The sequence below is a fragment of the Litorilituus lipolyticus genome, assembly GCF_006439335.1.
Taxonomy (GTDB): domain Bacteria; phylum Pseudomonadota; class Gammaproteobacteria; order Enterobacterales; family Alteromonadaceae; genus Colwellia; species Colwellia lipolytica.
This window is the reverse complement of record NZ_SAWY01000020.1, coordinates 197,365-221,548: the sequence shown is the minus strand read 5'-3', so window position 1 is coordinate 221,548 and position 24,184 is coordinate 197,365. Positions and strand designations below refer to the sequence as shown.

Sequence of the window (24,184 nt, the reverse complement as noted above, 5' to 3'; positions counted from 1 at the left end):
TAAGCGAACCTGAATCGCTCTATGTTGTGCTCAACACGATATTTACGATGATCACAAGAAAGGCGATAAATAATACCACACCAATAATGCCCGCGATTATAAAGTGGCTTGCTTTTCCATGAGTAAAGTCTTGTAGGCGGTTTTTGTTACTTTGTACACCAATAAACGCCGCTAAGATACTTTTAATGACGCGCAGCATTCTTTTTAGTCAAAGCTGTAATGAATCAATTCGATAAAATCTAGCATATGCAATTGAGCCGATTTACTGTTACCAGAAAACCATGATAACCAGCTGTTATTTGAAAGGGAAACTTTATGGCATGGATGCTGATAATGATTCATAGGTAAGTTTGATTTAGCAATTAAGCAAGCGTCACTGTTATTTGCAACATTATTGTCTTGCTCAGAAAGTTGATAGCCAGAAAGCAATATAACAATACTGAAAGAGGCAAACCAAAAATAGCGTCTCATTATTTTGATGATGTTCTTTGTCTTAGTCCCTGATGACATGAGCATATCCTAGAATTCGTTTAAAAAGGTATCTCTTTATTGTATCAAAGAAATACCTTAATGTCCTAGGAGGAAGTTTTTCAGATTTTAATCTTATAAATCAATATCTAAGCTGTATGCAACGTAAACTTTCACGTCACCTGCTGCGCCATCTAGGTCCGTAGCAGATGCACCGAAAGTGAAACCCGCTTTATTCAATGAAACACTATAATCAATACTGTCTTCAGCAAGCCAATCTCCAGAATATGAACCAATATGTAGGGTGATATCGGCATCATTGCCAAGATCAATCGCATAATCTGCATTAGCATAAAGTGTATCACCAGCATCAGCTCCTTCACCTGAGGTCAAAACGGCTAACCCCACAGTCAATGATTTATACGAAATGCTGCCATAAATTTCTGAAAAATTAGCGTCACCCGAAGTTTCATCAGGGTAAGCAAAATAGATGAAACCTACATCGTAAGATAAATCATCGTTAATAGCATTTGAAAACCCGCCATATAAATCCAATTCATAGGTCATGCCATCAGCCCAATTAGCCGTTGATGCCCAAGTACCAACATAAAAGCCACTATTTGAAGCATAATCAATTCCGCCTGAAACAGCTGCGTCACCGCCAGTTTGCTCAAGTCCTCGCCATAGGTAATTTGATGTGGCTGCTACATTGCCAGATAAACCTTCAACAGCAAAAGCATTATTAGATACTACGGTTGAAAGTAAAGTTGAAAGAGCAACGGTCGTAAATATGTTTTTCATGATTATCCCTTTATTGTTTTAAATAATTTGTTGAGCCTTAGTCATTGACTCGGTTTTATAGTGCGCTGAATAAGTTATTAGCAATGTTAGTGCCCAGATAAAAGAATATTGATTGTCTTGAGTATTTGTCTTAATAAACAAAGTGTTGGATAAGGTCTTTAAAAAAAGAGAATATTGTTAGCAAGTTGAAGGTGTGCAATTTTGGTGCGAAATAAAGTTTATTGAACTTAAAAAGTGCAATAAAGCTTACCGTTATAAAAAGAATATTGAGAAAACATGCATTGCTGTGTACTTTTAGCTGTTACTCGCATTTAATGCGGACTTGGGTATAATAGCGGCATTATTTTTTAAGGTAATTTTAATCATGTCTTCTTATCTTATCGCTCCGTCTATCTTATCGGCCGACTTCGCTCGTTTAGGTGATGATGTGGCAAAAGTATTATCAGCGGGTGCTGATATTGTTCATTTTGATGTTATGGACAATCACTTTGTGCCGAATTTAACTTTTGGGCCTATGGTGTGTCAGTCTTTGCGAGATTACGGGATTACAGCGCCAATCGATGTACATTTAATGGTTAAGCCTGTTGATAGTTTAGTACCTGCTTTTGCCAAAGCGGGTGCTGATATTATTACTTTTCATCCAGAAGCGAGCGACCATATAGACCGCACTTTACAGTTAATAAAAGATAATGGCTGTAAGGCGGGATTAGTGCTAAACCCTGCAACACCGTTACATTGTTTAGACTTTGTAATGGATAAGCTTGACGTCATATTACTTATGTCAGTAAATCCAGGTTTTGGCGGACAGTCATTCATTCCTACCACATTAGATAAATTACGTTTGGTGAAGGAAAAAATTAAGCAAAGTGGTCGTGATATTCGATTACAAGTGGATGGTGGTGTTAAAGCCAATAATATCAGAGAAATAGCTGAGGCAGGCGCAGACATGTTTGTAGCAGGCTCGGCCATTTTCTCCCAAACAGATTATAAACAAGCTATAGATGAAATGCGTGTAGAGCTTGCCAAAGTTAAGTAGCAAAAGAATATTAATTAAAGGTAAAAATAAATGAGTAGTAAACCTATTGTATTAAGTGGTTGCCAGCCATCAGGCGAGTTAACTATAGGGAATTATTTGGGCGCATTGAAGCAATGGGTTGATATGCAGAGCACTCATGAATGCTATTACATGTTGGTTGACCAACATGCCATTACAGTTCGTCCTGATGCCGCTGATTTACGAAAAGCGACACTAGATGGTTTAGCATTATATCTTGCGTGTGGTGTAAACCCAGAGCAAAGTACTATCTTTATTCAGTCACATGTACCTGAGCATGCTCAGTTGAGTTGGGTGTTAAATTGTTACACTCAAATGGGTGAGCTTAACCGCATGACTCAATATAAAGATAAATCACAAAAATCAGAAGCGAATATGAACTCCGGTTTATTTACTTATCCGGTATTGATGGCGGCTGACATCTTACTTTACAAAGCTGATCGCGTACCTGTGGGTGATGATCAAAAGCAACATCTAGAGCTCGCTCGAGATATAGCGACACGTTTTAATAATTTATACGGTGATATTTTTACGGTACCTGATCCATACATCCCTGAGCATGGCGCTCGTGTGATGAGCTTATTAGAGCCGACCAAAAAAATGTCTAAGTCAGATACTAACCCGGGTAACTTTATTGGCTTATTAGAAGATCCGAAGAAGATAGCCAAGAAAATTAAGCGTGCAGTTACTGATTCTGATGAGCAAGCAAGAATTTATTTTGATGTGGCGGAGAAGCCTGGTGTATCAAACTTACTTTCTTTACTTTCTTGTGCCACAGGTCGTACTGTTGCTGATTTAGTACCAGAGTATGAAGATAAAATGTATGGTCATTTGAAAGGAGATGTTGCTGAAGCGGTAGTGTCTTTATTAGAGCCTATACAAACCAAATTCCATCAGTACAGAGAAGACCAAGCCTTTTTAGAGCAAGTAATGAAAAATGGTGCAGAAAAAGCATCTGCACATGCTAGCCAAGTGTTGGCTTCTGTTTATGATGCGATTGGCTTTATTCCAAGACCATAATAGCTATCAATTCTACTTGTACAAAGGGCGCTTCAATCAGCGCCCTTTTTTATGGCTACTCTTTTGCTGCCGCTTTGTTGGCCTTATCGAATAGTCTATTACTATCTTCAATAAACTCGTCAACACTTGCGCTTGGTGTTAACAAAAAGCTTGGCGTCATTAAAACGCTATTATATTGTGGTCTGGCATTAAAATCAGGCTTGTTAGAATATTTAATTAAGTAACTACCGCCGAATAATAATACGGTAATACCTATCGATACGACCATTCGACGCTTAGCTGTCATATGAAAACCAATGTAACAATTGAGCCAAAGCATACAAAAAGCTAATGCAATAGGGAGTATGGCAATGAGTACAGTGAAAATAGAGTTGCTTGAAGAATTAAAAGCGACAATATTTTCAAGTAAATCACTAAACCACATCAAATTAAAGAAGGCAAAACAGATACCTAATTGAGTGAGTACTCTCGCATCGTGTTTGGTTAAATGCGAAACTAAAGCAATACCCGCAGGCCAAAGAGAGAATAGTAAACTCATACCTATGGCAGGTACTAATAATTGAGAAAAGTTGACCTCAATTGGTTTGTCCAAATAAAAAATAGTGCCAGATACTAGTGTAAATAAGGCTACGCTTATTAATAGCGCTATAGGGTGACGCATTAAATTAATGAAGCTTTCAAAGGGGCTGAATTTAACGGTTTCAGCAACGGGATGATCAACAAAATGAATGCGTAATTGGCTTTTACCAATACTAATGATATCGCCATCTTCTAGAATATGTTTGTCTGCAGGTTTCTTTTTCTCTTTTGGGTTTTCTAAGAAAGTTCCGTTAATACTCTCTTGATCTTGTATCTGCCAGAAACCATTAACTAATTGAATTTTCAAATGTTCAGAGCAAATATGCGGATCAGCTAAAATGATATCATTACCATATCCTCGGCCAATATTGATTGAGGGTTTGCTCATTTTATGTCGATGCAGTAATTTCTGCCCACGACTGATTTCTTCAATGATTATATCAGTATGACTATGATTGATATCATCAATATCGTGATGTAACTCTTCGCTGCTATGGTTTTCTTGCTGCGGATTTATTGATGTTATTTCCATGATACAGCCTCCAGAAACTTCTCGGTAAAGGCCATCGAGTTCTCTTGACTAACACCTGAAATGGTAAAGTGACTAACTAATGCTTGTTGTTGCTTATCTATAGATGCTCCTAAATATAATACATCATATAAATCAGGAAAATCCTTGTAGGCACGTGTACAAAAAACACTTTTATTATTAATTGCTTTATTATTTGGCATAACAATATCGTGATGGCATTGATACTCACTGACATCATCTTTTCCTGCTCTATTCCCAGCTCCAGCTCTCGCTATTTGTTGGCGATATAAATGATAAAACTTATTACTACCTAGCTCTTTTGCCTGCATATACCTAAATTCAATTTCAACACTACCCGTGAAAAATCGAGAAGAAATATAGGTATTTTCATCGAGTGAGCAATTTGCCACTGCAGTTAGAATAAGTGCATCTTGTTTATCTGCATTAGATTCACCCCAACAACGGATAAAAGGTACATCAATAATGGGAATTGCGCCTTTCCCACCTAAAGACTTACTTTCCCAATTACTATTGAGTAAGGCCGACATCAACTTATTTTGACTTGTCATTAACTGACTAGCCATTTGAGCTTTAATACTATCTGGTGGTGATTGCTGATAACTGTTAAACAAAGTGACTAACTTATCATGCGGCACTAAAAAGCCAATTTGATTACCAGAAGTTGCGACATTAATACCGACAACTTTTGCTTGTTTGTTCACTACAGGGCCACCGCTCATACCTGAATTAATAGAGCCAGTGAAATGGATGCGATCACTAAATGATTCTTTTTTTAGGCCGTTGTAGGTGCCTGGAACTACGATCATCCCTAAGTCATGAGGGTTGCCTAATGAATATAACTTCTCGCCTTTGTGTGGTGTTTGTGAAGAAATAACAAAAAACTCCATCGGCTCAGTTACTTCACGTTTAACTAAAGCTAAGTCATTGATAACATCTACGCTCTCTAATGTTAGGGTATTAGTATTTCCTTGATGATCTAAATACTCCATGCGGTATTTGCTAGGATGTCGAGCATAGCTTGAAATAACGTGGTAATTAGTCGCAATTAAACCATCGCTAGTAATCTGAAAACCTGAACCGATTGATGATTTCTCACCACTGGCTTTGTCTATGAGCTTAATTTGATAAAGGGAAGGAGTAAGCTGGGCAAAAATTTCTTCAGCTTGTTCAGCTGCAGTAACGCAGTGGCTGAACAAAAGGCTTATAAAAGCAAAAATATATTTCATTAAACATCCTATGATAATTTAGATAAATGCTGACAAATAAGGGTAAAGTCCATTTCCTTTTTTGTAATTCCTATTATGCCATTGTTTATAGCTTTGTCATTAGCTTGCTTAATTAGCCTGTTGATTTTAGGTAAGTAGATATTTCATGTTGTTTGCTAAAGCAAACGAGCGTATCATTTTTTCGACTTAAACTTTCACTTTTTGAGGTTATTTTGAGAAAGAATCTATTACGCTTTAGTTTTTTAGCTTTAGCCACGGTAAGCACCTTCACGTCAGCTCATGTCAATGAGGCGCAGAACGATACAATGTGTGTTGAAGGTGATAGCAGCTGTACCTTTGTTTTATTATCTGAAATTGATAAAGCTCAGCATGAAACAATCATTAATAATAAAAGGGCTCAAATGCCTTTATCGCCTTTTTCAACGTTTAAAGTAGCCAATAGTTTAATTGCTTTAGATAAAGGCATTATCAAAGACGCTAAGCAAACACTAAGCTTTGATAAAGAAAAATATCCTGTGCAACCTTGGTGGCCTAAAGTGTGGCAATTACCTCAATATAACTTATCAACAGCATTCAAGTTTTCTATGGTTGCTATTTATCGCCAGTTAGCAACGGATATAGGTAAAAAAGATATGCAATCGTATATCAATAAAATGCATTACGGTAACCAAGATATTTCCTCAGGGTTAGATGATTTTTGGTTAAATAAAAGCATGAAGATTTCGGCGAAAGAACAAATTAAATTCTTGCAAGATTTTTATCATAACGCTTATCAATTCAATAAGCAGGCAGTGAACACTTTAAAAGAAGTCATGCTCGTTGATGATAATGAAAATTATAAACTGTATGCCAAAACAGGAGCCGGTAAAGTAAACGATGGTTCAATGCTTGGTTGGTATATTGGTTTTGTTGAAAATGCACAGGGTGTTCACTTTTTTGCCTTTAACTTTAATAAAGCGAGCTACCCTGAGATGAAAGCGTTGCGCAAAAAAGTCGCTTATAACCATTTGAAAGCTGCAGGTATCATTTAACTGAGCATGAAAAATTATTAGTTAATTAATCCAAATAATCAGCTTATTTGATATAGCGCAAGTAAGCTGATTTTACCCTGCGACAATATGTCGCATATTACTTATTTCCTTTTGTCTTCTGTTCTGAAAGCCTTGAAAATACTGCCAATTTAATTGTTTGGGTAAGTATATTATTATGCGCTTTTCTTTAAAACCATCAGCCATTGCTGTAAACGCAGTTCTACTTTCAGCTATGGGCTGTTCAACGCTCGCATTAGCCGATGAAGCTCCTGTTGCAATTGATGATATAGAAGTGATTACTATATCTAATCAACGACATAATGCCTTGGTAGATAACCAAAGCTATGCGCAAGGTAAAACTACCGAAGCTGATTTATCAAATTGGCTTTTATCAGTACCTGGCGCCAATGTAAACAGTAATGGTCCTGTAACGGGTATTGCACAATACCGCGGCTTGTTTGGTGATCGTGTCGCAACGACTTTAGATGGCCACCCAATGATAGGTGCTGGCCCAAATGCTATGGATACGCCGTTAAGTTACTCTACTCCACTTATTGTTGACTCTATGACAGTGTACAGAGGCATTGCACCAGTTTCTGCTGGTATGAACACCTTAGGTGGCGCCATTGATGTACAAATGCGTAAAGCTGAAAAAATGAATTCAGATAACGTACAAGCTAGTGGTGATGTTCAAGCGGGTTATAGAAGCAATAACAGTGCTGCAACAATGTCTGGCGTTGCTAATATTGCTAAAGGTGATGTTGCCGTACTTGTTTATGGTAATAGTCAAGCTGGCGATAGCATGGAAAGCGGCGATGGTACCTTAATTGAGCCAACTGATTTTGACAAAGTACAAGCAGGTTTTGATATTAGACATGCAACAGATGCGAATACTGTTGGCTTAAGTTACCACTACACTGATACGACTGATTCAGGTACGCCTGCTTTACCTATGGATATTGAGTACATCGAAAGTCATCGTTTCAATCTTGATGGTGAATTTGTAGTTTCTGATTGGCAAGGTGAATGGTCGCTTGGTTACTTAGACGCTGATCATGGTATGACAAACTTTTTAATGCGTGCAAATAGTAACCCTATGAAGCATCGTAGGAATACGGCTCTAGCTGATACGACTGATTTTAAATTTGTTATGAGCAAGCGTTTTAGTTTTGGTGAATTAAGCTTTGGTACCGATGGCTACTTTGCTACACATGATTCAGTCATTACTAATCCAAATAACCCAATGTTTGAAGTGGTTAATTTTAATAATGTTAAAGACGAACGTGTTGCGATTTTTACCGAGTGGCAAAACAAGTTTGAACAAACCACGGTTCAATTGGGGGTTAGAGTTAAACAAGCGAAAGCAAATGCTGATGAAGTCAGTTCATCAATGGCAATGATGTCTATGCCTAACATGGGCGGTGGCATGGATATGGGCTCAGGCATGGATGATGAAATGCCAAGCATGGGTGAGTTAGCAAGAGATTTACAAGACGACTTTAATAAAGCAGATCGAAAAGTTTCTGACACTAATGTTGATATTGCTTTAAGCACCCAAACACAATTGTCAGAGCCATTATCACTGTATGTTGGCTTAGGCATCAAAAACAGAGCCCCTTCTTATCAAGAAAGATACTTATGGACGCCTATGGAAGCGACAGGCGGTTTAGCTGATGGTCATACTTATATTGGTGATATTAACCTTAAATCAGAAACAGCATATCAAGCGGATTTAGGTTTAACGTATCAATCTAGTGAATTTATGATTGCACCACATGTATTCTATCAAAATATAGATAACTACATTCAGGGTACGCCAATGGAAATGGAAGACATGTCAGCAAAAATGATGGCTTCTATGATGGCAAATGATGATAATCCATTAAAATTTTCAAACGTTGATGCTAGATTATACGGTGCTGATGTTAACTGGTATTACAATATCAGTGACAACTTCCAGCTTTCTGGTATTGCAAGTTATGTAAAAGGCGAGCGTCGCGATATTAATGACAATCTATACAGAATTGCGCCGTTAAATGGTCAATTTAGTGTTAGTTACCATAATGATAGTGTTATCAGTAATTTAACACTTGTCGCAGTTTCATCTCAAGACAATGTCTCAGTAACGAATACTGAAAAGCCGACATCAGGCTACGGTTTAGTTAACTTTGATGTAGAGTACTTTGTGAATTCAGCACTAACATTACGAGGTGGTGTTGATAATTTACTTGATAGAGAATATCAAAACCATTTAGGTGGTTATAATCGAGTGAAAGAAGTCGGTACGCCAGTAATGAATAGACTACCAAGTGAAGGTTTAAGTGCTTGGGTAGAAGCAACATACTCTTTTTAAATAATCTCTTCTATTTGCTGTAATCGGTATTTGATACCGATTACAGCGCAGCTAATTAAAACCCTGACAGCACGTTCAGGGTTTTTGTTTTATGTTGATATAAATCAATATATTCAACAGGTTATTTTTAAAATTGCGACAAAGTGTCACATCAAAACCTCATGTGTAATTGTTAGTATATTGCTAATTTAATCATTTGAAGCAATTACATGAAACAGTCTTTTAAACTCTCAATTTTAGCCATATTACTTGCCAATACATATCAGGCCATTGCTGTGAATCAACCATTACCAAATGGTGATGAAGGTGCAGAAAACGCTGTCGAAAGGATCATCGTTACAGCAACTCGGAAAGAGACCCTAGATACAGACTTAGCGATGTCAGTTCACGGAATAGGTAAAGAAGAGTTGCAAATGGATAATGGTCAGCATGTAGCAGAGTCGTTAAATAGTATTTCTGGTGTCTTGATTGATCAACTTTCAGGCGGACAAGGTCATAAAGCGGCCATCAGAATGCCTATTAACGTCAGTGGTTACTACCTTTATTTGCAAGATAATGTTCCTCTTCAATCCCCTGCTTTTTTTAACCATAACGCTTTATGGTGGTCTAGCTTTAATTCTAATGTAGCGCGTATGGAAGTTCTTAAAGGTGCGGGGACTGCACTTTATGGTTCTGGTGCCGTTGCAGCCACAGTGAATATTCTTTCTGAAGGTGTATCTGATACGCCTGAAACGTCTATGGATGTAATGCTTGGTGAAGATCGCTATGGAAAAGTACAAGTAAGTCATAGCAATCGTATAAATGATGATAATGGCTTTAGGGCGTCAGCGTCATACTTAACGAATGATGGCTGGCGCGATCATACCGGCTCAGAACGCGCAGAAATCAACTTAAGACATGAATATGAGATTTCTAATAAGCAACGATTAGTAACCTCATTCGTTGCTTCTGATCTTGAGCAAGAAATGGCGTCAGGACTAAAAGATAAAGAACTCGATAAAATATTTGAGAGTGATTGGACTGACTCTGGGTTATCAGACGAAGTACTTGCGAGTGACCCACTACGTAAAACACAATACATGAAACTATCAAGTCAATGGGATTACGATGATAATGAAAACTATTATTCGATGATTCCATATCTTAGATATAGAACTAATGATTACACAGCAACGTGGAATCAAAACATGCCTAAAGTAGAGTCTCAAGTTGTTACTTTTGGCCTACTAGGTTTAGTGAATTTTGAACACAGTGATAGTAGTGAAACAACAATCGGGTTTGATTTAGAATTAACAGAAGGAGATCAGTTGTCTTATCAGCCTCTTGATCATGAAACAGAGCCAAACTGGAAGGGAGAAACAGATTTCTTTAGTGAGGGGGAACTTTTTTATGATGACACAACGCGTTACAGTAGTTTATCTCCATATTTTCAACATAAACGTGCGTTAACAGAGCGACTTGACCTTACGGTTGGCGCTCGATATGACTACGCAAAATATGAATTTGATAATCACCTTGGAGTCTTTGGTGATATTGGTCATGGCAAAATCAGCATTGAAGATCGTGATGATGACTTTTCTCACTTAAGCCCTAAAGCGAGCTTAAACTATCATTTATCTGAAACATCAAGTACTTATTTTAGATATGCTAACAGCTTTAGAATTCCTACAGCAGGCAGCTTATACCATTTAACAACTAAAGATAGTGGCGAAGCAAAGGCGGTTGATCCTGAAACATCCGATACCTTTGAAATAGGTTACAAAGCTAATTTTGACAATATCATTTTTGATGCTGCTATCTACTATATGGATGTTGATGATGGAATTGTTCATGCGTACAACACTAACGGACAACGCTATTTAACCAATGCAAGCCGTGTTATTCATAAAGGTTTAGAAGCAGCACTAGATTGGACTATCTCTCAAGAATTCAATATTAGCCTTGCATATAGTAAGAGCAAACACGAATTTGACGAGCATGAAGATTACTCGGGTAATGAGATGAAAATGGCACCTGACTATATTGCCAATGCGCGATTACGTTATTTACCAAGTTACCTTGCAGGATTTAGCGGTATGTTAGAAGTGCAATCTATTGGTGAATATTGGATGGATGACACTAATAGCACTGACCCAGAAACAGGTTTAGAAAGAATCTATGGCGGATATACCATAGCTAACCTTAAAGCACGTTATGAGGTGAATTCTCAACTCTCATTGCACGCGAGAGTGCTGAACTTAACCGATAAGGTTTACGCGCAAGAAGCAGAATACCGCTATGGTAAGTATTCAATTGCCCCAGGCGCACCACGCACTGTGTACGTTGGAGTGAATTACCAATGGTAAGTCTTCATAAAAGTAAATCAAATCATAAAGCAAAGTTAGCACTTTGCTTTACCTTAAGTTTAACTGGTATATGTTTACCACTTTTCGCTCACAGTGAAAGTAAGCCCGCAATGACGCACCATAAAGTGGCTAAGCCCGTAGATAAGAAAGTGTGTAAAGCTATTGATATTAAGTGTGCAAAAACAGCGACATTAGCAGTAGCACCCAATGGTGATGTTTGGCGGTTATGGAGCCAGCAACAAGCTATGTATTTTCAAGTATCTACCGATCAAGGTGAGCACTTTTTAGCTGCTAAAAAAGTCGATATTCCTGCTGAAAAAATATCAGCTAGAAATGAAAATAGACCAAAAATTGCCTTTGATAATAAGCAAGGTGTGTACTTATCTTGGGCAATGCCAAGAGAGAGGAAATACACTGCAGATATTCGCTTTAGCTATTCAGGTGATTACGGCAAAAGCTTTAGTAATCCCATTACGGTAAACAATGATAATTTACTAACGGGACATAGTTTTAATGAACTATTAGTGAATGAACAAGGTGATATTAGTATAGTTTGGCTTGATGGACGATTGAGAGATAAAGCAAAAGGCGATCAGGGCTCAGCTATTTTTCTTGGTAAAGCGAATATATTAAAGCAACAAACGATCTTTACCAACCAAGCCTTGGCTAATGGCACTTGTGTCTGTTGTCGTGTTGCTATTGATGAAAATACCTCTGGCAATTTGGCTGTGTTATGGCGACATATCTACGGTGATAATATTCGTGAATTTGCCTTGCTCACAGTAAATGAACAAGAGACACCACACCAAATAAGTTTTGACCATTGGAAAATTAATGGTTGCCCACATCAAGGTGGTGGTTTATCTATTGATAATGAAAATCGCTATCACATGGTGTGGTTTAACTTAGGCGATGAAGGCAAAGGCCCTTTTTATGCGCGTAGCCAAAATGGCGGTAAGCAGTTAACAAAACCAATGGCTCTGGGTGACTATTTGAAACAAGCTGCTCACCCACATGTGAGCGCGCAGGGAGATAAAGTTGATATCGTTTGGACTCAATATAATGGTATAGAACATCAATTGTGGTACCAAGCATCAAATGATGCAGGTAATAGTTTTAGTGAAGCAAAGATAATCGCTACGTCAACCAAAGGAGCTGATAGGCCATTCATTGTTAAAGGAAATGCTGAGCGTTATATTTCTTGGCATAGAAATCAGCAAGGCCATTGGGTGAGTAAACTATGAAGCAATTAAAGCTACAGTTGTTTCTGACGCTAATGCTGGTCACTTTTAGTCAGCTTGCGTTGGCTCAAGGAGAGATTTTTACTAAAAACACCTTTGAACAAGTTAAATCAAAATATAAAGGGCAACGTTGGTTAATGTTAATGTGGTCAGTAGATTGTCCACCTTGCATGAAAGAACTCTCTTTGATTCAAAAGTTAAGAAAAGCAAAGCCTGATTTAGCCGTGGTTATTGTTAATACAGATGCAGATGAAGAAAGCATGCAAGAAGCAGAGAAAATACTGACACAGTTTAATGTTCATGATTTGAATAATTATTATTTTGCTGATGGTGAAGCAGATAGTAGTCGCTTTATGATTGATCCAAGCTGGTATGGTGAATTACCACGAAGCTATTTTGTTGAGCCTAATGCAACATTTCACGGAAAAAGTGGCTTAATCGCAGAATCTTTTCTGAAAAAATGGTTTCAAATTTAACTAACACAAATGGAATGTTTAGTAATAAATATTCGTCTTAGCGATGCAATATTCTACCAAATATACCACTGATAAATGCCATGATTCCACCTTGCGATTCATGGCACTCTTCGCTTTTATAGTGTGCTAAATCAATGTTGCTTTTTGCGTTGAAAGAGACACTGCGAATAGGCGCGTGTTCAACAAGGTAGCCACTATCTTTCAGCCGCTTTTCAGCAGCCTTATTTGCTCGCTCTGTAAAAGCTTTCCTTGCATCTTCATCTAAGGCAGATAAGATACTTACGACATTGTCAGTGCGCTTTGCTTTCAATTGCTGATTAGCTTTAGGAGTGCTACACATAAAGTCACCTACAAATGTGGACGCTTATTCAAAGTATAGTAGAACAATAGCGCAATATTTATCTTTCATCGCATTTCGATTTACTATACTGAAATCACTCAACAAAAAGCATTAATTTTTAATAAGGACTGTTATGCCAAGTAACTTTGACCATCATATGGCAAATGAATATTTATTAGGCAAACCTGAAACATCCGTTGGTCAACCATTTGGTGAAGGTGTTGATGTATATAAAGTGAAAGGAAAGATGTTCGCGACATTATCACTAGGAAAAATGGGCAAAGGTGATGGCGACAAACAAGACTGGTGGATGAACCTAAAATGTGATCCTGAAGAAGCGGTAATGTTACGCGACATTTTTCCTGCGGTTATACCTGGATATCATATGAATAAAGCGTTATGGAATACCGTAATACTAGATGGCTCAATTCCACCAAGTGAGATTGAGCGGATGATTGATAACTCATTTAACTTGGTGGTTAGCAAAATGACCAAGAAAGATCAGCAATCTATCTTGGTACATTTATAATTTCTTCATTTTCCACAGAACCAACATCATCCTTTGCATCCAAAGGGACAGTTCCTGCTCGTTACTGACATCGGCGATCGCTAAATCTGATCAGACAATTCTAGATGGGTAGCTAGCTAGTAAACGAATAACACTAATCTAAAGTCTATTCATTAATTTCTATTTCTAGCAACTGCTTATTTGCCAAATGAGTTACTGTCTCACATCCGCTACATTTTAATCTTAATACTGTGTCAAAAGTGGGACACCTCTTATTGTTTGCTTTCTTAATGAAATATAAAAGCGAATAAAAACAACTTGTTAACATAGTGTTGAGTTGGTACGACACTTGTAATAACAGTGTAAGAATTATTGTAAATGAAGAAACTAAAATGGATATACAACGAGAAATAGCAGCAACCCCTTTATGGCGTAAATATTGGTATGTACCTGTGGTTGCCTTAATGGTTTTAGCTACATATCAATTTAAAAGTGTTATGGGCAATGCTTCATTTATTGTTGAAGAAAATAAATTGGTTACGGCAACAGTTCAAAAAGGAAACTTCCGAGTTAATGTGCGTGCTACGGGAGTTTTGAAGCCGCTAAATATTCGCTGGGTTTCTTCACAAGTTTCTGGCCGAGTTGAACAAGCTTTCGTTAAAGCAGGAGCACTTGTTGAAGCCGGTGATATTTTGATGCAGTTATCTAACCCTGAACTACGTCGTGAGCTAGAAAAGGCGCGCTGGGAATTTGAAGCTAAAAAAGCTGAAAATCATGCGGCATTTGTTGCGTTAGAATCGCAATTAGTTGATTTAGAAAACTCAGTAGTGGAAGCTGAATACAGTTATCAAAGCAGTAAATTAAAACTAGATGCCGAAACGCAATTATTTGAACAGAAAAACGGAGCCGTTTCAGCACTTGATTACCAACGCAGTCAACTAGCGGTTAAACAACAAATGCAGTATTGGCTGTCTCAACAACAGAAAGTTGAGAAAATGAAAGCGAATTTAGCCGCAACCAAAAAGGCACAACAAGCGCGTTTAGGTTTAGTAGAAAATAATTATCAACGGGTGAAAGACCAAGTAGCAGCATTGTCTGTGCTAGCAACAACATCAGGTGTTGTTCAACAAGTTTCATTAGAGCTGGGTGAACAAGCTCAAGTGGGCGCTAGTGTGGCGTTAATTGCTGATCAACATAGTTTATATGCTGAATTACAAGTACAAGAAATGAAAGTGAGCGATATTCAAATAGGGCAAAGTGTTGTGATAGATACTCGCAGCAATGAAATATTTGGCACGGTTTCTCGTATAGACCCTGCGGTAAATGCTGGCATGGTGCAAGTTGATATTAACATTACCAGTGAATTACCGAATGAAGCACGCCCTGATTTAACGGTAGATGGCTTAATTGAAGTCAGTAACATTAAAGAGACGCTTTATGTAAAACGTCCAGTTTTTGCGCCACGCTACAGCAAGGCAGGTTTGTTTAAAGTGGACTCAGATAAACAGTTTGCTCGAAAGCAGCAAGTTAAGTTGGGGCAAAGTTCCGTCAATCAAATCCAAATATTATCAGGCTTAAGTGTTGGTGATACCGTCATAATTTCAGACACCTCAAATTATCAAGAACATCAAGAAGTGATGATCAATTAAGTCACCATAAAACTTAACAGAATGAAGAATTAATTATTTAGAAATAGTGAATTTTGAAATAACACCTATAGATGAAACAGATTAAAACGTAACAAATTTAAAAGAGATAAATATGAAAGCATTGATTGAATTAAGAGACATAAGTAAAACATTTTTAACTGAAGAGATAGAAACTCGTGCAATTAATAGTGTGAATTTAATGATTAAAAAGGGCGAATATATTTCGTTAAGTGGTCAATCTGGCTGTGGTAAATCAACACTCTTGTCGTTGTTAGGACTGCTTGATTCTCCTAGCACGGGTAGCTATCACTTGAACGATACTGATGTTTCTTCATTGTCACGTGACCAACGAGCAAAAATAAGAAGTGAACAAATTGGTTTTGTTTTTCAATCGTTTAACTTGATTTCCGATTTGACAGTTTTTGAAAATGTTATGTTGCCACTGACTTATCAATCAGGTTTAGCTAAAAAAGTGATTGAAGAGAAGGTGACACAAGTATTAGAAAAAGTAGAAATGTCACATCGAAAAAATCATTTTCCTTCTCAGCTTTCTGGTGGTCAGCAACAACGTGTCGCGGTTGCTCGCGCTTTAGTGAATGATCCTGCCATTATTCTTGCCGATGAACCTACTGGTAATTTAGATTCTAAAAATGCCGAAGCGGTGTTAGCACTGTTTGATAAATTACATCAAGACGGCTCGACTATTTGTATGGTGACACATGATCCTGCTTCTGCAAAACGTGCAAGTCGTTGTTTAGAAATGTTTGATGGTCGGATGATTGCCGATCAAGTCAATGATAAAGAATCTGAAGTAAGTAACCAGTCACCCGTTGAATTAGCTGCGGTTTAGGAGTTTGTTATGTCAGTATTTATTGATATCAAATATGCTTTTAGATTGCTACTAAAAGCGCCAAAATTCACCGCGATGACATTAAGTGTTTTAGTCGGTGGCTTGTCTTTAAGTTTATTTACTTTCTCATTTCTATATACGGTAATGTATAAAGACTTACCCTTACCAGAGGGCAAAACGGCACTAGCAATAACAACCACATTTCTAAATGACGAATCTGTATTAATGTCATCCTATGAATTTGCGCAATTAAAAGAACAGCAAACGGTATTTTCAGAGTTTGGTGCGATTGAAAAAAATGATATACGGCTTTCGTTTGAGGACAGCGGTGCTAGCATTTACAGTGCTTATGTTGATGAAGGTTTTTTTAAGTTTAGCCGAGTAAAGCCTTTAATGGGCCGTACTATCCAGAAAATGGATACTTTAATAGGTGCTACCCCAGTTGCCGTGATAAGTCACCATGTTTGGCAAAATGAATTATCAGCTCGGAAAAATATACTAGGCTCAACCATAGTTGCCAATGATGTTGTTACCGAGATTATTGGTGTGATGCCCCCAGGATTTAGAATGCCGGGTGCGCAAAAGCTGTGGTTACCACTTTCGCAAGAAGTTTTGCAGCGCCCTGCTGATAGAAGCGAGAATATTTATGTTTACGGTCGCCTAAAAGAAGGTGTGTCTAAAGAAAGTGCTGAGAAAGTATTGAGTCAAAGTCTCGATGCTATTTATCAACAAAATGTCGAGTTATATGATTTTGAAAAAGGAACCAAAGCAGTTGAGTTAGTAAGCTTCCCTGTGGCGCAAATGGGTGGAGACAGTACCGTAATGTTTGTCTTTTTTAACACTATCGCTTCCATGATTTTGTTACTTGCTTGTATTAATGTCGGTAACTTATTATTAGCGCGTTCAATTGAACGTCAAAAAGAAACCGCTATTCGCGCCGCATTAGGTGCTTCAAATACAAGACTGGTGAGCCAATTAATGTGGGAAGGCATTTTAATTACCACCCTAGGTGGTGTGTTATCCGTACTATTGGTTGGTGCGGCTTTACACTACACCAACATTTTTCTGCACTCAGAACTACCTAACGGCTTAATGTTCTGGTGGAAGTGGGGCATGGATATTCCTACCTTTTTGATGGCAATTGTATTCACTTTGGTGACTATTTTTCTTTCAGCATTTTTACCCGCTTGGCGCTCGGCTAATCAAGACATAAATACTACATTGCGAGATGGCACACGAGGCGCTCAAGGGAAAAAAGCAGGTCGTTTAACGCGCTTTTTAGTAACCACTCAAGTTTTTATAGTCGCGTTATTAATGTTGTTAGGTTCTATCACCGCTTTTATTTCTCACAAGTTTGTCAATATTGATATGGGTGACGATTACAGTAATGTAATGACTGCTCGCTTTAGTCTGCAAGAGGATAAATATCCTGAAAAACAACAAAAAGTTGCCTTTTTTCAAAATATTATGGAGCGTATTAATGCTCACCCTAAAGTAGATGGGGTTACGTTAAATAATTGGTTAGGTGAATTGCCCCTGACACTTGATGGTGAAGATAATGGCTCTGAAGAAAATCAAAACTTAGCTGATGTACTTAGTGTTATTGGTGATACCGATACTATTGGAGTTAATTTAGTCTCTGGGCGATTTTTTACGCATCAAGATAAAATTGGTAGTCGTAAAGTGGCGATTATTAGCCAGTCAATGGTAAATCGTTATTGGCCAGGTGAAAATGTCTTAGGAAAAAGCATTTCTGTGGATATGTCTGATGCAAACGGTACTGAAAATGAAAAGCTGTTTATTGTTGGCGTTGTTACTGACCGATTAAATCCAAGAACCTTGATTGCTAATTTAGATAGCGCTGATGAAATTTATGTTTCAGGCTTACAATTTGTTGATAGTTTTCAAATTCTTTATTATCGAATTATTGGTGATCTAGCAAAAACGGAAGAGATATTTTATCAGGCTTTATATCAAGTTGACCGCAGCATTGAACTTTTTTATGCAGTACAGCCAGCGGCAGAAAACCGCGGTATGATGCGTAAAATCATGAAATTAACGTCAAACTTGACCTTTGGTACGGGCTTCTTTTCTTTAATGTTAGCACTCGTTGGAATTTACGGTTTAACGGCAAACTCTGTTGCACAACGTACTCATGAAATTGGCATTAGAAGAGCGGTAGGTGCGTCAGACAAACACATAATCCAAATGTTCCTAAAGCAAGGTGGTATGCAGTTAGCTAAAGGGTTGGGGCTAGCCTTAGTTTTGTTTTCAATCATGGCATATGGTTTTATAAGAATGTCTGAAGGCATATTCCCTACGTCACTTTATTTAGTCTTAGCATTAACGGTAACCGTAGGATTGTCTTGTATAGTTATGGTTGCTATTTATATTCCAACGCGTAGATCAGTCGTTATGGAGCCTAGCTCAGCGCTAAGATATGAATAAATGGTATTGGTTGCTTGGTCTATCGTTTTACCGCTATTATTTCTAAATAGAGCGATAGATTAGCATTCAATTTTTTATGAAACGGAAACAGGTAATGGGTAACAGGTAACAACTTGAAAAACAGAAAAATTCTTATCGCTGATGATGACTTGAATATTATTGCTAGCTTGAAATATATGTTATCGGAAGAAAATTTCGATATTTTAGCGATGACGACACCAGAAGCAGTATTAGAAAATTTAAAAAGAGAATCTTTCGACTTGGTTTTGTTGGATATGAACTTTCAGCAAGATACAACCTCAGGTGTGGAAGGATTAAAGCTTGTTGAAGCTATACAGCAAGTAGATGACCAATTGCCCATTATTGTGATGACAGGTTGGGCAACCATTGATATTGCGGTTGATGCGATGCGTGCTGGCGCAAAAGATTTTATTCAAAAGCCATGGAATAATGAGCGCTTAATTACAGCAATAAATACCCAAATAAAAATAGCCAAAATTGATAAAAAACTACAGCGTTTAAGCCAAGAGAATAAACTGCTTAGCGCACAATCCTTCCCTCAAGAAAGCGGCATTATTGCCCAATCACCAGTGATGAAAACATTATTGTCTTCGCTTAATGAATTAGCAAAAAGTGATATGAGCATCTTACTCACTGGAGATAACGGTACCGGAAAGAGTATGTTGGCATCTTATGTCCACCAACATTCATCCCGTGCAAACAACTCTTTTGTTCCCGTGAATATGGGAGCTATACCTGAAAGCTTGTTTGAAAGTGAAATGTTTGGTCATCTAAAAGGAGCATTCACCGATGCTAAAGAAAATCGAATTGGGCGTTTTGAAATGGCCGAGCAAGGCACGTTATTTTTGGATGAATTAGCTAATATTCCAATGGCACAACAAGCTAAATTATTACGGGTTTTAGAAGAGCAGAAGTTTGAAGTTGTCGGTTCAAGCAAATCGCAGCATGCTGATGTCCGTATTATTTCAGCCACTAACAGCGATTTACCTAAGGCGATCACTGAGCAACAATTCAGACAAGACTTATTCTACCGCCTTAATACCATTCAACTCAGAGTGCCGTCATTAAAAGAGCGAGTGGAAGATATAGCACCGTTAGCTGAACATTTCCTGCAATTATACAGCGTTAAATATAATATCAGTGCGCCACAATTGTCGATTGAAGCGATTAATAAATTGCAGCAATATCCTTGGCCGGGCAATATTCGTGAACTTAGTCATTTAATGGAAAAAATATTGTTTACTTGTAAAAAGGCAACAATTACTGGGCGAGACTTACTGCTTGATGAAGGGCTTGGAGCACAAAGTAGTAGCGGCAAATTGATAAATGCTGCAACGATTGACGATGCGAGTTTATCAATGGAAGACATTGAAAAATTTTCCTTAATTAATCGGTTAAAACATTACCGAGGCAATGCGACTGAAACGGCTAAATCACTAGGTTTAAGCCGAAGTGCTTTTTATCGAAGGTTAAGTAAATACGGGCTGGATTAAAGTGTTTAACTTGCTTGTCTAGTTTATTCATTTAGTATATTTGTTAATGAAATATTAAAGGAAAACCTTTTGTCTGTTCAACATCAGGAAAGAACGTCCCGTATTGATAAAAAAGCACGAAACAAGTATGACTCAAGCATGCTTATTTGGGCAATGTGTTTACCTTGTTTATTGATCACTACTGTTTCATTAGCCATTGCGGGAGTTTCTGCTTATTTAATCGCTTTTATTGTTATTGTTTTATCATTACTGTGTATTTTTGTTGTGGTGAACAATAAACAGAATTCTGCGCATCAAATACGTACCTTATCCAATATTTTAGAATCAATGATTTCTGGTGACTATACCTTAAGGGGAAGGTTGCCAAGCGACCCTGCCTTTCAAGAGTTATTGAATTTAGTTAATAGCCTTGCTGATAGCTTGTCACTTCATAAAATTGAAGCACAAGAAAGTCGGCAATTACTTGAGCGTATAATGGAGCAAATGGACGCTATGGTGATCGCCACGGATCATCATGGCATTATTGTTATGGCAAATGACTCTGCGCGGAAATTGTTATTCAAAAATAATGATATAAAAGCTAAATTGCCACTTAATCAACTAGAAGTAGGCTTAAAAATAAGCCAGGCTGAAAGTGGCATTATTGATTTTAATCATCCGCTATTACGTGGTGAACATTTCCTTTTCAAGGAGAGCTTTCTAAGTGAAGGAAACCCACATCAGCTTTATCTTATTACTTCAGCAGAGCGCTTATTATTAGAAAAAGAACGTAAAGCATGGCAAAGCTTATTGCGAGTATTAAGCCATGAAATGAATAATTCACTTACGCCAATAGCCAGTGTAAGTCAGTCAATAAAACAAAAGCTACAAACCCAAGACAAGCCGCTTAACCGAGAGTCCTTGTTAATGGGAGTAGAAATTATTAATGAACGCGCTAGTTCATTGAGTAGTTTTATCGCGAGTTATAGCCAGTTGTCGCATTTGCCTTCGCCTAATAAAACGACCTTTAACTTAAAAGACATACTGATAAAAAACGCACAACTATTTGAAAGTTTCAATCTATTATTATCTCCAAGTAGTGAAGCATTTCCATTAATCACACTGAATGTAGACAAACAGCAATTTGAACAAGTATTGATCAACCTTTTTAAAAATGCCGATGAAGCTATGGCGAATTCATTAGAAAAAAATATCAGCGTAAGTTGTAACATTATCGATAATACCGTTGAAATCACTATAGCTGACACCGGTATGGGGATAGCCAATCAGGACAACCTATTTGTGCCATTTTATAGTACTAAGCCTCAAGGTAGCGGCATTGGCTTAGCGTTATGTAAGCAAATTTTGTTTAATCATGGTGGTAGTATCACTTTAAAAAATCGTACTGACATTCAAGGTGCGCAGGCTGTGCTTATTTTGCCTAGAGCCAAGCATGGCGGGCACTCGACTGGCTACCAAATCGATTCAAAAAATTAGTATTGTCAAACGTCCGAGTATTACCAATACTACTCCATAAATTTGGCTCAATAACCCTGAAAAAACCTCAACTTTGTCAAGGAAACTGACGTTTTAGTGTTAACAGCCTAACGTTAACAATGTGCACTATCTTACCTTTTTAATGATTAAAACAGTGTTAATGTTTGAAGCGTAGTAGAACACGGTTATTTTAGATGGCTCAATGCCACCAGGCGAAATTGAGCGCATGATAGATAATTCATTTATGCTAGTAGTGAGTAAAATGACCAAGAAAGATCAAGCGTCAATCTTGGTGCATTTGTAATTATTATTTCTCTTATTGCTTTAAATAGGTGTAGCCATTCAAGCAATCTTCATAAAAATCAATTAAATTAACACCTTCACGTGGCTTTAATTTACCTCGGGATATTTGTACGTCTATTTCTTTTTTAATAACTTGCGCCATAATGGCTGGCGTATACTGCATGGTAGAAAGCACATTGTCGACAGAAGAGCCTTTAACAACTTCTTCGATGTAAAAATCTTTCGGATCATCATCATAGCTAACAATATGTACTTCATTTAACCGTCCAAATAAATTGTGCATATCACCCATGACATCCTGATAGGCACCCGTTAAAAATATGCCAATATAATAATCGTCATCCTGATTAAGTTTGTGCATAGGAATGTTGTTTGCAACTGTGTCGTGACCAATGAATTTATCAATTTTTCCATCACTATCGCAGGTGATATCGACCAAACTACAGAGCTTTGCCGGTTTTTCATTTAGACGAGAAATAGGCACTATCGGTAATACTTGATCAATCGCCCAAGAGTCTGCGGCAGATTGGAAAACAGAGAAATTTGCCAAGTATTGTGACGACAGCATCTCAGAAATATCATTGAGCTCTTCAGGAATAAAATCATGGTTTTGCATTTGCTGTTCAATTACATTGAGAATACGCCAATACATAGTTTCTACTTTGGCTAACTCATCTAAATTCAATATGCCTAGTTTAAATGCCTGCATTGCTTGAGATTTTAATTGCACGACATCATTGTAAATTTCTTGGTGATTATCCTTTTTTTCAGCAGCCGTTAAGTCGACTTCCAATTCACGAATATTGCTGACGATAATATGTTCGCCGGTTGACTTACGTGTAGAATATTGTGTTCCACTCGGGTGAATTTCACCGATAACATTGGTAATAACACATGAATGATGAGCGGTTATCGCTCGACCACTTTCACTGACTAAATGCGGGTGAGGAACCGATTCCAAGTCGCAATTTTGCTTAAACCCATGAACTATATCCGACACATACTCAGCTAGGTTGTAATTGCATGATGAATCGTTGGTAGACTGGGAGCCATCGTAATCTATTGCCAAACCGCCGCCGACGTCAACGTATTCAAGCGGTACGCCTAATTTAAATAATTTACTATAAACTAACGAGGCTTCTTGAACTGCTTCTTTTATGGCACGAATATCGGTTAATTGACTACCAATATGGAAATGCAATAGTTTAATGCAGTCGGTTAACCCTTCAGCTTCTAAATAAGCCACAGCGTTAAGTATTTCAGCAATACTTAAACCAAATTTAGCGCGCTCACCGCTAGAGTGTTCCCATTTTCCGCGACCTTTGACCATCATTTTTACGCGTAAACCAATAATGGGTTTTACATCTAATTTTTGGGCAAGCGTTACTAACTTGAGCAGTTCACTGTACTTTTCAATAACAATAATAATGTTACGATCAATTTTTAAGCCTAATAACGCTAAACGTAGATATTCTTCATCTTTGTAACCATTTAAAATAGTTAACGAATTTTTATTGGTATTATATGCCAGTGCTGCAATTAATTCCGGTTTTGAACCTGCCTCTAAACCATAATTATAGCGACTACCGGCATCAACGATTTCTTCAATCACCTCACGCATTTGATTTACTTTTACCGGAAAAACACCAAAGTATTGACCTTCATAATTAGCTTCTTCAATAGTGTTCCTGAATGTCTTGTTCAATAGCTCAACTTGCGAACGTAAAATATCGTGAAACCGAATGACGGCAGGAAACTGTATACCTTCGCTTTGCATCTCCTCGATAACTTCTTTTAAGTTAATTTTTAAATTTGGTTGATCATAACGTGGGATAACATTGATATCGCCCGTTTCGCCAATGTCAAAATAACCGTTGCCCCAACGTTTTACATGGTAAGTATTTTCAGCGTCATCAATCGACCATGGTGTTAATACAGTTTTCAATAGC

20 protein-coding genes and 1 pseudogene are annotated in these 24,184 nt (G+C 37.6%); 14 read left to right on the top strand and 7 right to left on the bottom strand.

All coding sequences use genetic code 11. The features are described from left to right. Nucleotides 1–19: 19 nt before the first annotated feature. The 3 genes from EPA86_RS10300 to EPA86_RS10290 form a co-directional block, all read right to left on the bottom strand. Nucleotides 20–199 (bottom strand): DUF2970 domain-containing protein, encoded by a 180-nt coding sequence (locus EPA86_RS10300; protein WP_140603352.1) that lies wholly within the window; start codon nucleotides 197–199, stop codon nucleotides 20–22. A gap of 5 nt (nucleotides 200–204) precedes the next feature. Then, entirely contained in the window at nucleotides 205–510 is a 306-nt protein-coding gene (locus tag EPA86_RS10295) for a hypothetical protein (protein WP_140603351.1), read from the bottom strand. Nucleotides 511–603: 93 nt separating this feature from the next. Beyond that, the gene (locus EPA86_RS10290) at nucleotides 604–1,269 is read right to left on the bottom strand and encodes a TorF family putative porin (RefSeq protein WP_140603350.1); all 666 of its coding nucleotides are present in this window, start codon (nucleotides 1,267–1,269) and stop codon (nucleotides 604–606) included. 364 nt (nucleotides 1,270–1,633) lie between these two features. Here EPA86_RS10290 and rpe point away from each other — a divergent pair, with 364 nt between their 5' ends. Then, a complete protein-coding gene (gene rpe, locus EPA86_RS10285) occupies nucleotides 1,634–2,305 on the top strand; it encodes a ribulose-phosphate 3-epimerase (RefSeq protein ID WP_140603349.1) in 672 nt (223 codons plus the stop codon). Nucleotides 2,306–2,335: 30 nt separating this feature from the next. After that, on the top strand, nucleotides 2,336–3,343 hold the full coding sequence (gene trpS / locus EPA86_RS10280) for a tryptophan--tRNA ligase (RefSeq protein ID WP_140603348.1): 1,008 nt from the start codon (nucleotides 2,336–2,338) through the stop codon (nucleotides 3,341–3,343). Between the two features lie 55 nt (nucleotides 3,344–3,398). On the opposite strand, the gene EPA86_RS10275 is transcribed toward trpS, so the two are convergent. Together EPA86_RS10275 and EPA86_RS10270 are read right to left on the bottom strand one after the other, a co-directional pair. Then, nucleotides 3,399–4,454 carry an FHA domain-containing protein gene (locus EPA86_RS10275; protein ID WP_140603347.1) on the bottom strand — a complete coding sequence of 352 codons (1,056 nt, stop codon included), beginning with the start codon at nucleotides 4,452–4,454 and terminating at the stop codon, nucleotides 3,399–3,401. Beyond that, nucleotides 4,445–5,701 carry a S1 family peptidase gene (locus tag EPA86_RS10270; protein WP_140603346.1) on the bottom strand — a complete coding sequence of 419 codons (1,257 nt, stop codon included), beginning with the start codon at nucleotides 5,699–5,701 and terminating at the stop codon, nucleotides 4,445–4,447. Before EPA86_RS10270 ends, EPA86_RS10275 begins: the two co-directional genes overlap by 10 nt. Nucleotides 5,702–5,913: 212 nt before the next feature. Here EPA86_RS10270 and EPA86_RS10265 point away from each other — a divergent pair, with 212 nt between their 5' ends. From EPA86_RS10265 to EPA86_RS10245, 5 genes are all read left to right on the top strand, one after another. Further along, on the top strand, nucleotides 5,914–6,732 hold the full coding sequence (locus tag EPA86_RS10265; protein ID WP_140603345.1) for a penicillin-binding transpeptidase domain-containing protein: 819 nt from the start codon (nucleotides 5,914–5,916) through the stop codon (nucleotides 6,730–6,732). Between the two features lie 175 nt (nucleotides 6,733–6,907). After that, nucleotides 6,908–9,085: a TonB-dependent receptor gene (locus tag EPA86_RS10260; protein WP_140603344.1), complete on the top strand. Its 2,178-nt coding sequence runs from the start codon at nucleotides 6,908–6,910 to the stop codon at nucleotides 9,083–9,085. A gap of 209 nt (nucleotides 9,086–9,294) precedes the next feature. Beyond that, entirely contained in the window at nucleotides 9,295–11,430 is a 2,136-nt protein-coding gene (locus EPA86_RS10255; protein WP_140603343.1) for a TonB-dependent receptor, read from the top strand. Further along, entirely contained in the window at nucleotides 11,424–12,674 is a 1,251-nt protein-coding gene (locus EPA86_RS10250; protein WP_140603342.1) for an exo-alpha-sialidase, read from the top strand. Before EPA86_RS10255 ends, EPA86_RS10250 begins: the two co-directional genes overlap by 7 nt. Continuing rightward, nucleotides 12,671–13,147, top strand: a complete 477-nt coding sequence (locus EPA86_RS10245; RefSeq protein WP_140603341.1) for a TlpA family protein disulfide reductase — start codon at nucleotides 12,671–12,673, stop codon at nucleotides 13,145–13,147. Before EPA86_RS10250 ends, EPA86_RS10245 begins: the two co-directional genes overlap by 4 nt. 37 nt (nucleotides 13,148–13,184) lie before the next feature. On the opposite strand, the gene EPA86_RS10240 is transcribed toward EPA86_RS10245, so the two are convergent. After that, entirely contained in the window at nucleotides 13,185–13,487 is a 303-nt protein-coding gene (locus EPA86_RS10240) for a hypothetical protein (protein ID WP_140603340.1), read from the bottom strand. A 133-nt stretch (nucleotides 13,488–13,620) separates the two neighbouring features. Here EPA86_RS10240 and EPA86_RS10235 point away from each other — a divergent pair, with 133 nt between their 5' ends. The 7 genes and pseudogenes from EPA86_RS10235 to EPA86_RS18365 form a co-directional block, all read left to right on the top strand. Then, the gene (locus EPA86_RS10235; protein WP_246058342.1) at nucleotides 13,621–14,016 is read left to right on the top strand and encodes an MmcQ/YjbR family DNA-binding protein; all 396 of its coding nucleotides are present in this window, start codon (nucleotides 13,621–13,623) and stop codon (nucleotides 14,014–14,016) included. A 371-nt stretch (nucleotides 14,017–14,387) separates the two neighbouring features. After that, nucleotides 14,388–15,644 (top strand): efflux RND transporter periplasmic adaptor subunit, encoded by a 1,257-nt coding sequence (locus EPA86_RS10230; protein ID WP_140603339.1) that lies wholly within the window; start codon nucleotides 14,388–14,390, stop codon nucleotides 15,642–15,644. A gap of 112 nt (nucleotides 15,645–15,756) precedes the next feature. Continuing rightward, nucleotides 15,757–16,494 carry an ABC transporter ATP-binding protein gene (locus tag EPA86_RS10225; protein ID WP_140603338.1) on the top strand — a complete coding sequence of 246 codons (738 nt, stop codon included), beginning with the start codon at nucleotides 15,757–15,759 and terminating at the stop codon, nucleotides 16,492–16,494. Between the two features lie 9 nt (nucleotides 16,495–16,503). Then, nucleotides 16,504–18,942, top strand: coding sequence for an ABC transporter permease (locus tag EPA86_RS10220; RefSeq protein ID WP_140603337.1), 2,439 nt, complete (start codon nucleotides 16,504–16,506; stop codon nucleotides 18,940–18,942). Nucleotides 18,943–19,055: 113 nt separating this feature from the next. Continuing rightward, nucleotides 19,056–20,456 (top strand): sigma-54-dependent transcriptional regulator, encoded by a 1,401-nt coding sequence (locus EPA86_RS10215; RefSeq protein WP_140603336.1) that lies wholly within the window; start codon nucleotides 19,056–19,058, stop codon nucleotides 20,454–20,456. Nucleotides 20,457–20,525: 69 nt separating this feature from the next. Then, nucleotides 20,526–21,932 carry a sensor histidine kinase gene (locus EPA86_RS10210; RefSeq protein ID WP_246058341.1) on the top strand — a complete coding sequence of 469 codons (1,407 nt, stop codon included), beginning with the start codon at nucleotides 20,526–20,528 and terminating at the stop codon, nucleotides 21,930–21,932. Between the two features lie 178 nt (nucleotides 21,933–22,110). Then, a pseudogene (locus EPA86_RS18365) lies at nucleotides 22,111–22,236 on the top strand (MmcQ/YjbR family DNA-binding protein); the annotation flags it as partial. A 12-nt stretch (nucleotides 22,237–22,248) separates the two neighbouring features. Here EPA86_RS18365 and speA read toward each other — a convergent pair. Next, a complete protein-coding gene (gene speA, locus EPA86_RS10205) occupies nucleotides 22,249–24,180 on the bottom strand; it encodes a biosynthetic arginine decarboxylase (RefSeq protein ID WP_170309623.1) in 1,932 nt (643 codons plus the stop codon). Between the last annotated feature and the right edge of the window lie 4 nt (nucleotides 24,181–24,184).